Here is a 10,945-nt window from a genome sequence, read left to right on the forward strand (position 1 = left end):
GGGCGGTGCCGAGCGGCGCCGCCGGGGAGGAAACGTGATGCGGTTCGAGGCCGATACCGAGATCGCCGCGGACGCCGAGCAGGTCTGGGCGGTGCTCGTCGACGTGGGGAGCTGGCCCGAGTGGACCGACTCGGTGACCCAGGTCGAGCGGGGGGAACCGGGGCCGCTCGCCGTCGGCGCGACCGCCCGACTGACGCAGCCGAAGCTGCGGCCGGCCCTCTGGCGGGTCACCGAGTTGACCGAGCGGCGGGAGTTCGTGTGGGTTTCCGGCGCGCCGGGTGTGCGGACCACGGGGGAGCACCGGCTGCTGTCGCTGCCCGACGGGCGTACCCGCGTCGAGCTGGCCATCGACCAGTCCGGTCCGCTGGCCGGCCTGATCGGCCGGCTGTACGGCGGGCTGCTCCGCCGTTACCTGCGGATGGAGGCCGACGGGCTCCGGCGTCGCTGCGAGCGGGGCTGACAGTCGGGCTCTCCCGCCGCCGCATCGGTGGGTGCAGGCTGAGCCGTACCGTGTCGACTCTGCGCCGGCCGGTGAGCGCGTCCGCCCCAACGCGTCAGTAGCCGGCGAACGAGCGGATCGGGGCCCGCGGGCCGTACTTCGGCGCCCGGATGCCGGCGACCTCCAGCAGCAGACACACCCGGCCCCGGTGACCTCGGAACGGCTCCAGCAAGGCCAACATCCGGGCGTCGTCGCCCCGCGGTTCGCCGGCCAGCGCCCAGGCCACAGTGTTCGGGATGTGGTAGTCGCCGACGCTGACCGCGTCCGGGTCCCCGTAGGCGATCCGGACCACCTCGGCGGCCGTCCACGGCCCGATGCCGGGGATCGCGGTGAGCCGACGGGTGGCGTCGGTGGCGTCGGTGCTGCGCTCCAGGCGGTCGGCGAGCGCCGCGGCGCGACGAAGCGTGTCGGCCCGACGCTGCTCCACCCCGAACGGGTGGAACACCCAGTACGGGGTGGCGGCCACCGCGGCGGCCTCGGGCGGTAGGAGCAGCGGCTGCAGCGGCCCGGGAGCCGGTTCCCGGAAGTGCCGCACCATCGCCGCGTACGCCCGGTAGGCCTCCTTGCCGGTGACCTTCTGTTCGAAGACCGCGCGCAGCAGCCGGGGGAAGACCTGCCCGGTGGCGGGCATCCGGAGCCCTCGGTGCTCCCGGGCCAGCCGGGCGACCAGCGGGTGCGCCGAGGCCAGCTCGGTGAAGCCGGTCAGGTCGTCACGCAGCCCCGCGATCGCGTCGGCGCGGGCGAGGACGTGCTCGGCCCCCGGCCCGTACCCCTCGGCGAGCAGCTCCCCGCCGGCCGGTCGCAGCGCGAGCGTGGCTGGACCTCCCGGGGTGCGGGTCGCCCACCAGAAGGTGCCGGCCGCCACCCGGGCGCACGGGTCGTACGGGCTGAAGGTGAGCGCGCGGACCGAAGCGGCCAGCCGGTAGCCGACCGGTGGGTGCAGCACCCTCGTCGCGGCGGGTCCGGTCTCGGTCACCCCGCTACTCTGCCAGGTCACGGCAGCGGCCGGCGATCGGCCGTACCGGTCGCACGCGGAGTTGAGCAGCTTCGCGAGGGTACGTTCGGTCGACCGACCCGGTGTCATTGAACCACCCGAATGGCCAGGATTATCTTCTCGAATACCCCCATACCGCCCTTATGCCATTTTTACCTGTAGGCCAGGTATCGATCATGTGGTTATTTGATGGCCTGCAGGTAACATGCACTGCCCCGGGCCACCTGCGGCGGCCAACGTCGTCCCTCACGGGAGAACACGGTCCGGCCCGGAGATCGGTGTCCGCCGCCAGCCGCCGCCAGGCGACGCGCGGTTGACGCCAGATCGCCACGCGGTGCCAACGGGGGATCTGTGGAAAGGCATGCAGTGATGGCCGCACGGGTGTGTGTCGAATCATCGCGAGTGGGACGTCGCCCCGCCAACCGTACGCAGGGCTGAACGGTGCCCGCTGACGAGGCGGCCGTAGCGAACGGACGGCCCAGCGCATGATCGCCCTGAAGATCTACCGACTCCTGCCGTCACCGGCCCGGCGGCGACTGCTGGGCATGCTGCCCGCGCACCGGCGGATGGGCCTGGTGCAGACGCTCTCCCGCCCGCGCGGCGGCGACACGGTGCATCCCCTCGGCGCCCGGGTGGCAGTGACCGACGGTGGCGTTCGCACCCGGGCCGAGGTCGTCGCCACGGCGACCCCGTTGCAGCAGTGGCACCGCAACCTCACGGCCGTCACCACCGCGCTGCACGCGGCCGGCATCGAATACCACTGCATCCGTAACGACGACCACCTGCGCAGCACCGTCGCGGTCCTGGACGACCACCGGCCGGCGGTACAACGCCTGATCCGCTCCGCCCCCGCACTGGCCGGCGCGGACGTCCGGGTGGTGCAGGTCCAGCCCCGTCGGGACCAACCGGACGCCACCCCGACCGAGGTGATCCAGGTCTGCTTCCCGGTGACCGACACCCGCGCCGGTGTGGTCCTCGGCGCACAGTTCGCCTGCGAGATCGAGTTCTGGAGCCGGCACGGGGACATGGTCCGCGCGCCGCGGCGCAACGGGGTCGTCGACGAGGCACCCGCCCGGGCTCAGCCGGTCCGGGTGGCGGCGGCGCTGATGAGCCACTTCGTGCCCGAGGCCGACGACCACACCTACGGCACCCGCCGGGACCTGGCCGTTCGAGCGCCGGACCGGATCGGCTTCCCGATCGACGCCGTCTACACCTGGGTGGACGGCTCCGACCCGCAGTGGCTGAAGCGGAAGTCGCTGGCGCTCGGCGCCCCCGAAGGCCCGCTGCACGCGGTCGCCGCGAACTCCTCGCGCTATCACAACCGCGACGAGCTGCGGTATTCGCTGCGGTCGCTGCACAGCTTCGCGCCCTGGCTGCGGCGGATCTTCCTGATCACCGACAGTCAACTGCCGAGCTGGCTCGACCCGAGCCACCCGATGATCACGGTCATCTCGCACGCCGAACTCTTCGCCGACCTCGGCGGCCGGTCGTCGTACAACTCGCACGCCATCGAGTCGCGGCTGCACCGCATCGACGGCCTGTCCGAACACTTCCTCTACCTCAACGACGACGTGTTCCTCGGTCGCCCGCTGCTGCCCAACCACTTCTTCCACGCCAACGGGATCGCGAAGTTCTTCCCCTCGCCGGCCCAGTTCGGCCTGGGCGAGGCGAAGCCGGAGGACCCGCCGGTGAAGGCCGCCGGGAAGAACAACCGCCGGCACATCCAGCGGCAGTTCGGCGTGACCATCACGCAGAAGATGAAGCACACCCCGTTCGCGCTGCGCCGCAGCATCATGCAGCAGATCGAGGGCACGCTGCCGGACGAGGTGATGGCCACCGCCCGGCACCGGTTCCGGCACCACGGCGACCTGTCCATCCCGTCGTCGCTGCACCAGTACTGGGCGTTTTTGACCGCGCAGGCCGTCCCCGGCGACATCGAGTACGAGTACGCCGACCTGGGCCACCCCTCGACCCCCGCCCGACTGGCCGAGCTGCTGGCCCGCCGCAACCGCGACGTGTTCTGCCTCAACGACACCGACTCCGACCCTCGGACGTTCGCCGAGCAGGAGCGGATGCTGGCCGACTTCCTGCCGCGCTACCTGCCCTTCCCCGCCCCGTTCGAGCTGCCGGACGACGTGGTGGCGGAGCGGCGGAGCGTGGGCGCCGGGGAGCTGTACCGGCGCTCGTACCGCTCGGTGCAGGACGCCCGTCGGGGCGCCCCGATCGACGCTCCCACCATGCCCAACAACATGCTCAACACGGTCACCGACTTCAAGGCGGTTCCAGACCGGAGGAACCGGCCCTACCGAGGACCCGACCCCGTTGGGGAACGCCGTGACGTCTGATCGCCAGCTCAGCGGCAGCCCACGGTCCATGGCGATCGTGGCCCATCAGGACGACGACCTCTATTTCATGAACCCGCTGCTCGTCAACCAGCTGCGCCACAGCCAGCTGCACGTGACCGTCTGCCTGACCGCCGGTGAGGCGGACGGACGTAACGCTCCGGCCGGGTCCGAGGCACATGCCGCGCTGCCGGTGAACTTCGAGGGCTTCGCCGCCGCCCGATTCAACGGGCTCCGGCGCGCGTACGGGGAGATGGTTCTCGGCGATCGGGACGCCAAGTGGCGCCGGGATGCGGTCACCGTGGGTCCGGGCATCGAGGCGGATCTCTCGACACTTGTCGACGCGCCACAGATCCGGCTGGTGTCTCTCAACCTCTGGTGCACGCCGCCCCCCGGCTCGCCAAGCGAGGCTGGCCCACTGCAGCGCCTGTGGACCGGCGAAGCAACCGTCACACCCACCATGGTGCCGCTCGGTTCGCCGGTCTCCGGGAGCTTCGTCTACTCCCGGGAGAGCCTGATCGGAGCGCTGCTGCACCTCCTGCGCGAGGTCGAGCCGACGTTGCTGTGGACGATGGACCCGGACCCGGACCGTCAACTGCACGACAGGGCGAACCCGCAGCACGCCGACACCGGCGACTACTCCGACCACATTGCCCACACCGTCACCGGACTGTTCGCACACGAGGCGGCCCAACGGTGGTTCGCCGAAGGTGGTGGCAAAGCCACGGCCGTCGAGGCGTTCCGCGGCTACTACGTCCGGCGGTGGCCGTCCAACCTCAGTCCCGAGGCGCGGGCAGTCAAACAGCGGTACAAGGACATCTACGGCTGGGCGGACGGTCTGCCCGCCGACGGTCCAGTGGGCCGCGGTGACCGCAAGGTCGGGGGCGACGCGATCGGGGGTGGGAACGCGTCAGGCACCACCTTGCGCTATCCCGGCTCGCAGGCATGGTCCGCGCCGGGCCCGAACGGCAGGTTGTCAGCCTTCGCGGTACGCGGCGGCCAGGTGGTCCACTGGCAGCAGACCGACACCGGTGCGTTCTCCCCAGGACGGGAGCTCGCCGGCGCCGGGTTCCTGCCGCACGTCGTCGCGCTGGCCGCCGCGGACGGTGGCTTGCGGCTGTTCACGGTGCGGCAGAAGATCACGGCTGAGCCCGACCGACACGGTCGTGCATCTGCACGACCGTGCTGCCGGCGGCCCCGGGTGACACGGACGTCCGCTGGGAGTCGCTCGGCAACCCCGCCGGGCTCGACGATCCGTCGAAGCGTCGGCACCTCGGCATGCCGCACGCCGTCCCGCTGCCCGGCGGTGGCGTGCTGCTGCTCGTCCGCAACGCCGACAAGGGACTGAGTTGTCGGTTGCACGACGGGACGTCCTGGACGCGGTGGCAGGATCTCGGCGGCCGGGACGTCCAGGACGGCCTGACCGCGGTCGCGCTCGACGGCCACATCGTGGAGGTCTTCGCCGCGGCGCGTACCGGGACCGCACGTTGGCTGGTCTCCGTACCGGAACTCACGGCCGAGTACGCCGTGCTGGAGACGGAGGCACCGGCGGGTCCCCCCGCCGTGACGCGGCTGCCTGACGGCGAGCGGCTGCTGCTGTTCCGACGACGGGACTCGGCGTCGTTGTTGTCGTACCGCACCCGGGGGGCCGGTCGGGAGTGGGACCTGTCGACGGCGGCCGACCTCGGCGGACACGGCGGTCCCGGCCCGCTGAGCGTCCGGTACGTTTCCCGGGCGGGCGCGGTCCTGCTCGCGGTCCGCGACGACGCTTCCGGTTCCAGCGTCGCCTGGTTGGACCCGGACGGGTCGACGCCCTGCCGATGGTTTCGTGAGGCGACGCCGATCACCGGTGGGCACGCGGTGCAGGTTGACGGCAGCGGCCGCCCCGTCGTCCTGGCCGTGTCGACAGCGGGTGGCCTACGCGTCTCGCGACCGCAACGATTCGGATCGTCAGTGACATCGATGAAGGAAGTGCCGTGAACAACACGCCGGTGGCACCGCAGCGCGCGGTCGTACCATCCCGGGCCGTCAACGTGGCCGGGTCCGTGCCGGCGGGCGGCGCTGGGCATGGCCCGGGCGAGCTGCGTGAGGTCCTGGTCGACGGTGGACGTCGTACCGCGCACGTGCATGCCGACCTGACTCCGATCCTGGGGCGTCAGCTGAACGTCGACGCGGTGAGCGGCGCGCTGGAGGCGCACGGGGTGGACTACTTCCTCGTGCGCGGCATGGACGACCGGACGCCGGTCATCGGCGTGAGTGAGGTCGACCGGTTGGCCGCACTTGGCGCACTGGAGAAGCTCGGCGGGGCGGAGACCTGCTATGTGAGCCAGGTACTGCCCCGGCCGCCGATCGTCGGCGGGCTCACCGACGCGTCGGAGGCGCCGGCCTGGACCGAGCTGTACGCCGCGCAGGCGATCAAGCTGACCTGGTTCCGCGCGGACCCGAGCCTGAAGCTGATCCTGGGCCCGGCGTACGGCTGCGACATCGAGTTCTGGAAGCCCGACCGGAAGGCCGGACTGCTCCGCTCGCCCCGGCCCAACCGGATGATGCGGGCGGTGGCACTGGACGGCACGCCGGTACAGGTGGGCGAGCACCGGCTGAGCCGCCTCGCGTCCCCGGTGAAGTGGCACCCGCCCCGCCGTAGCCGCCCCGAGTTCGACCACCTGCTCCCGGACGACATCGACTTCCCGATCGACGTTGTCTACACCTGGGTCGACGGCGCGGATCCAGAGTGGCAGCAGCGCCGCGCGGGCGTCCGTGGCGAGTCGTTGCACGCTGAGGCGGCGAGTGAGTCCCGGTACATCAACCGGGACGAGCTGAAGTTCTCGTTGCGGTCTCTGCATCTGAACGCGCCGTGGGTTCGCAACATCTACATCGTGACCGACCACCAACGGCCCGCCTGGCTCGACCTGAGCGCTGGCAACATCTTCCTGGTCAACCACGAGGAGATCTTTGCGGCCCCGGACGCGCTGCCGACCTTCAACTCTTGCGCTATCGAGAGTCAGTTGCACCGCATCGACGGCCTCGCCGAGCATTTCCTGTACCTCAACGACGACATGTTCTTCGGTCGCCCGCTGGCGCCGCAGACGTTCTTTCTGGCCAACGGCAACACCAAGTTCTTCCTGTCCCAGAACCGAATTCCGCTCGGCGAGATCAGCGAGTTGGACTCCCCGGTGGACGCGATGATCAAGAACAACCGGGCACTGATCGAAAAGCGGTTCGGCCGTACCCTCACCCAGGGCAGCCAGCACGTGCCCTATCCGCTGCGGCGCAGCATCCTCGCGGAGATCGAGCGGGAGTTCCCGGTCGAGCACGAGGCCACCATGCGCAGTCGATTCCGCAGTGCCAACGACCTGACCATCACGTACTCACTGCACCACTACTACGCGTTCCTGACCGGCCGCGCGCTGCCCGGTCGCGTCAACTACGGCTACGTCCAGCTCGCGGTACCCGACCTGGAGGCACGGCTGCGCCGGGCGGAGGCACGGCGGGACTGGGACACCTTCTGCATCAACGACGCCTACTCGACCTTCGCCCAGTTGCAGCACCAGATGACCATCCTCGAACCGTTCATGGAGGCGTACTTCCCGGTCCCCAGCCCCTACGAACTGAGGACCATCGGGTGAAGTTCGCCTTTCTGATCCACAACATGTACGGCGTGGGCGGCACCAACCGAGCCGTACTCAACCTGGCGACCGCCCTGGTGGGCCAAGGTCACGACGTCGAGATCGCCTCCGTGTTCCGCCGTACCGACCAGCCGATGTTCGACATCGATGACCGGATCGCGCTGGTGGCTCTCGTCGACACCCGGCCGCGACGTCCCGACCGGGCCGATCCCCAGCTTCGGGAGCCGTCCCTGCTGGTGCCGAAGAGCGAGGAGTTCCACACCCAGTACAGCCGGCTCACCGACGAACGGATGATCGGCTATCTGCGCTCGACCTCGGCTGACGTGGTCGTGGGAACCCGGCCGGGCATCAACCTGGTGGTGGCGCGGCACGGCCCCGACCACGCGGTCCTTGTGGCGCAGGAGCACATGACACAGGACCTGATCGATGACGCGTTGAAGGAGGAGATCCGGCTCTCGTACGACCGGATCGATCTGGCCTTCACGGTGACCGAGGCTGACGCCGCCGCGTTCCGTTCCGGCAATCCGGTGCCCCACACTCGCGTCGAGGCGCTGCCGAACAGCGTTCCCCAGCCCACGGTCCCGCCCACCGACGGGTCCAACCGGATCGTGGTCACCGCCGGGCGGCTCGACCCGATCAAGCGGTACGACCGGCTCATCGCCGCCTTCGCGAGGATCGCCGGCGACCACCCGGACTGGAAGTTGCGGATCTACGGCGACGGCCCGCAGCGTCCCGCGCTGACCGCACAGATCCGTGAGTTGGGCCTGTCCGACCAGGTCCAACTGATGGGCCGGCGCGAGGACATGTCCACGGAGTGGGTCAAGGGCTCCATCGCCGCAGTCTCCTCAGAACGCGAGTCGTTCGGCATGACGATCGTGGAGGCGATGCGGCTCGGCCTTCCCGTTGTCAGTACCGACTGCCCGGTAGGCCCCCGGGAGATCATCCAGCACGGCGTCGACGGCCTGCTGGTCCCGATGGACGACATCAACGCCTACGCCTCCGCGCTGCGGACGCTGATGAGCGACGACGACCTCCGGGCCAGGCTGGCCAAGCTGGCGCTGGTGAACGCGGCGCGGTTCGATCCGGACACGCTGGCGGAGTCCTTCGCCCAGCAATGCGCCGCCGTGCTGGCTGAGCGAGGCCCGGCAACCGGGCGGCCGTCGCGGGTCACCCGGTCGGCCAAGGGACCGAGAACCGGCCGTTCGGTGTTGGCTCGTGGCGGTGAGGTGGTCCGGGAACCTGGTCTGGCGCGGCTGTTGGGCGACCCGCTGCTGCGCGGGATCGCCGGCAGCGACCTGGCTCGCCGGGCGAGCATGGGTGCTCTGGTCCGCCTCTCCCGCATCCGGCAGGCTCGGGCCACCTCCGCCCGGTTGCAGAAGGCGATCCGTCGGCGGGCTGCCGCGCCGGGCGCTGGGCCGAAGGTGAACTGCCAGGTGTTGCCGGACCACGGTCTCAGCCTGCATGTCAACGCGTCCGGGCTCGCGGCGGGTGCGCACCTGCTCCTGCGCGACCGCGACAGCGGGCAGAAGGTGCGGATGCCACTGGAACCACAGGACGACGGGATCTACCAGTCGGTGGTGCTGCCCGCCGACGCGCTGCCGGAGGGCCGCTGGAACGCGTACGTGCAGCCGGTAACGGGGGCGCGCCAGCGACTGACGCCCGACCGGATCGACACGCGGGTACTCGCCGGCGGATACCAACCGGTGGATGGTCCTGGCGGTGCAAACCCGATCCGTGCGCACCTGCCGTACCGCACGGCGGACGGCTTTCTGGCCGTACGCAGTTGGGTGCGGGAGGAGCACGCGGAGGTGCGGCGGATCGCGCTCAGCGGCGAGCGGGTGTCGATCGAGGCCGTCTGGTGCGGTTCGGGCACCCCGGACCGGGCCGTGCTGCACCGACGCGGCCACCGCGAGGGCATGGTCTCCGTGCCGGTTCTGCGGACCCGTAGCGGTCATCTGCGCATCGACGTGGCCGTCGACGAACTGGCCGCACACCGACTGGGCCGTTACGAGGACTGGGATCTCTGGCTACGGCGAGCCGACACGGATCGGGAGGTCCGCTTGGGTCTGCTCGTCGACGACGTGGTCGACAAGAAGCTCGTCTACAACTATCCGGAGATATACCTGGTGGACGACCCAGGACTGGAACTCGTCGAGGAGGACCCGGCGCCACTGCTGCGGGTCCGGCCGTACTACACCCGCGACAGCGAACTGTCGATCGTCGTCGTTGACCGTCCGTGAACCCGGACGCAGGAAAGGGACAAGCGTGACCGGACCGACGCCCACCCCGGGCGAGCCACCCCGGGCACTGGCCGAACCCACCGGGTTCGTGGAGGTGTACCGGCGGGTGCTCAGCCCGCAGACCCGGCGCGCCATCGCGACGAAGGTGAGCCCCCGGGCCCGGCACCAGCTGAAGCAGTGGGTCGCCCGGGCCGCCCGCGACGGCCACCTCTCCGAGCGCCGGGGCGAGCGGCTGGCCCGCCGCCAGCCGGAGTTGCTGGCTGGCGCGGACCGGGTGGTCGTCACCGCCGACCGAGGGCCCCGGGTGGCCCGGATCGGGGCGTCGGTCACCCCTCTGATGGCACGGCTGGACAATCTCACCGCGGTGACGGCGGCGCTCGACGAGGCCGGCGTACCCCATTTCCGGGTGCGGGGGGAATCCCACCGCTCGTCGGTGGTGGCTGTCGAGGCCACCCACCGCGCGCAGGCGTGCGCCGCGCTCGCCGCCGCGTGCGGCCGGGTCCCCGGCTACGTCTCGGTGCCGGAGGGCACCGGGCAACCGGCCGCCGGGTTCGAGACGAAGACCTGGGACCGGCTGGCGGACGCCCCGGTGGTACGGCTGACCTGGTACTGGACGGACCCCCAGCGTCGGCTGGTGCTGGGGCAGGCGTACGGGTGCGACGTCGAGTTCTGGACCCGGGAGGGTGACACGCTTGTCGCGCCGCGGTCCAACGCCGTGGCCGAACAGGTGACGGTAGCGGCACCGCTGGTGCTCGTACCGGAGTCGCGGTTCACCGGGTTGGCGTCCCCCTCCGCGCCGGCCACCGCCTGGACCCGTCCGGAGTTCGCCGCACCGCGCCCCGACGACGTGCCGTTCCCGGTCGACGTGGTCTACACCTGGGTCGACGGCACCGACCCGGCCTGGCTACGGCGACGGGCCGAGGTGGCCGGGGTGCCGTACCACGCGGAGGCGGCGAGCGCGGCCCGCTTCCTCAGCCGCGACGAGCTGCGCTACTCGCTGCGGTCGCTGCACCTCTTCGCGCCCTGGGTACGCCACGTCTACGTGGTGACCGACGACCAGGTGCCGGCCTGGCTGGACCCGTCCGCCAGCGGGCTGCGGGTGGTCAGCCACCGGGAGATCTTCACCGACCCGACGGTGCTGCCGACGTACAACTCGCACGCCATCGAGAGTCAACTGCACCACATCGACGGGCTCTCCGAGCACTTCCTGTACTTCAACGACGACGTCTTCCTCGGCACCGAGG

The 10,945-nt window shown here is 70.9% G+C and carries 8 protein-coding genes; 7 read left to right on the plus strand and 1 reads right to left on the minus strand.

What is annotated here, in order from left to right; all coding sequences use genetic code 11:
• Positions 1-460 (plus strand): SRPBCC family protein (locus KBX53_RS10025; RefSeq protein WP_309140740.1); only part of this gene is annotated, 460 nt, incomplete at its 5' end.
• Positions 461-554: 94 nt separating this feature from the next.
• Here KBX53_RS10025 and KBX53_RS10030 read toward each other — a convergent pair.
• Positions 555-1,475, minus strand: a complete 921-nt coding sequence (locus tag KBX53_RS10030) for a DNA-3-methyladenine glycosylase (protein ID WP_210858780.1) — start codon at positions 1,473-1,475, stop codon at positions 555-557.
• A 503-nt stretch (positions 1,476-1,978) separates the two neighbouring features.
• Between KBX53_RS10030 and KBX53_RS10035 the strand changes: the two genes are divergently transcribed.
• From KBX53_RS10035 to KBX53_RS10060, 6 genes are all read left to right on the plus strand, one after another.
• Positions 1,979-3,838 (plus strand): stealth family protein, encoded by a 1,860-nt coding sequence (locus tag KBX53_RS10035; protein WP_156057864.1) that lies wholly within the window; start codon positions 1,979-1,981, stop codon positions 3,836-3,838.
• A 28-nt stretch (positions 3,839-3,866) separates the two neighbouring features.
• On the plus strand, positions 3,867-5,183 hold the full coding sequence (locus KBX53_RS10040; protein WP_210858786.1) for a PIG-L family deacetylase: 1,317 nt from the start codon (positions 3,867-3,869) through the stop codon (positions 5,181-5,183).
• Positions 5,114-5,815 carry a hypothetical protein gene (locus KBX53_RS10045; protein WP_210858787.1) on the plus strand — a complete coding sequence of 234 codons (702 nt, stop codon included), beginning with the start codon at positions 5,114-5,116 and terminating at the stop codon, positions 5,813-5,815. The genes KBX53_RS10040 and KBX53_RS10045 overlap by 70 nt, the downstream gene beginning before the upstream one ends.
• Positions 5,812-7,461 carry a stealth family protein gene (locus KBX53_RS10050; RefSeq protein ID WP_210858789.1) on the plus strand — a complete coding sequence of 550 codons (1,650 nt, stop codon included), beginning with the start codon at positions 5,812-5,814 and terminating at the stop codon, positions 7,459-7,461. The genes KBX53_RS10045 and KBX53_RS10050 overlap by 4 nt, the downstream gene beginning before the upstream one ends.
• Positions 7,458-9,701 (plus strand): glycosyltransferase family 4 protein, encoded by a 2,244-nt coding sequence (locus KBX53_RS10055; protein ID WP_210858791.1) that lies wholly within the window; start codon positions 7,458-7,460, stop codon positions 9,699-9,701. Before KBX53_RS10050 ends, KBX53_RS10055 begins: the two co-directional genes overlap by 4 nt.
• A 25-nt stretch (positions 9,702-9,726) precedes the next feature.
• A partial coding sequence (locus tag KBX53_RS10060) for a stealth family protein (RefSeq protein ID WP_210858793.1) occupies positions 9,727-10,945 on the plus strand: 1,219 nt, incomplete at its 3' end.

This window comes from Micromonospora sp. M51 (assembly GCF_018070305.1).
Classification (GTDB): domain Bacteria; phylum Actinomycetota; class Actinomycetes; order Mycobacteriales; family Micromonosporaceae; genus Micromonospora; species Micromonospora parva.